Origin of the sequence: Acinetobacter sp. NRRL B-65365, from assembly GCF_001605865.1 — a bacterium.
Lineage (GTDB): Bacteria > Pseudomonadota > Gammaproteobacteria > Pseudomonadales > Moraxellaceae > Acinetobacter > Acinetobacter vivianii.
On sequence record NZ_LRPD01000064.1, the window covers coordinates 1 to 616 of the forward strand.

The following is a 616-nucleotide window of genomic DNA, read 5'->3' on the forward strand; positions in this document are numbered from 1 at the left end:
GTGTATACACTGTCAATTTAGCTTTATCAATTCCTTGCACAATATCACTAGCAACTTGCTCAGGTGAGGCAAGCTTTCCTTTGCCAGACATTCCAGCCGTCATCGGTGTTGCTGTTGGACCCGGCTTAATTAAAGTTGCTGTAACAGAAGAACCGATTAAAGCTAAACGGTGTTGTAATCCTTGCAGATATTTATCAATCAATGCTTTGGATGCACCATATACATAATTTGATTTACGTCCACGGTCACCCGCTACTGAGCCAATCACAGCCAATTTACCATGATTATGCTCAATCATATGTTTCGCAATACTCTCTGTAAATAATACAGGTGAAAGTGCATTAACTTCGATCGCCTGTTGGCATTTGAGTAAATCATTTTGACATTGCTCTTGATCAGGTAAATTACCATGAGCAATCAGCGCAATATCGATTTTCCCTTGTTGATTAATGGTATTAATACAATCCTGAATCGCTGTAGCATTTACAAAATCAACAGTCTGGAATTGGATATTGGCCTGCGGCGTACGCACCTTAAGATCATTCACAACACGCTGTAATTTTTCTTGATCACGACCCAATAAAATAATTTCACAAGGCTGCTGTTTAAGCCAAAG

The 616-nt window shown here is 39.4% G+C and carries 1 protein-coding gene; it reads right to left on the bottom strand.

Going from position 1 to position 616, the window contains the following annotated elements; translation table 11 throughout:
• The coding region (locus AWW72_RS16620; protein ID WP_062848063.1) for an SDR family NAD(P)-dependent oxidoreductase at window positions 1-616 on the bottom strand (616 nt) is incomplete at both ends.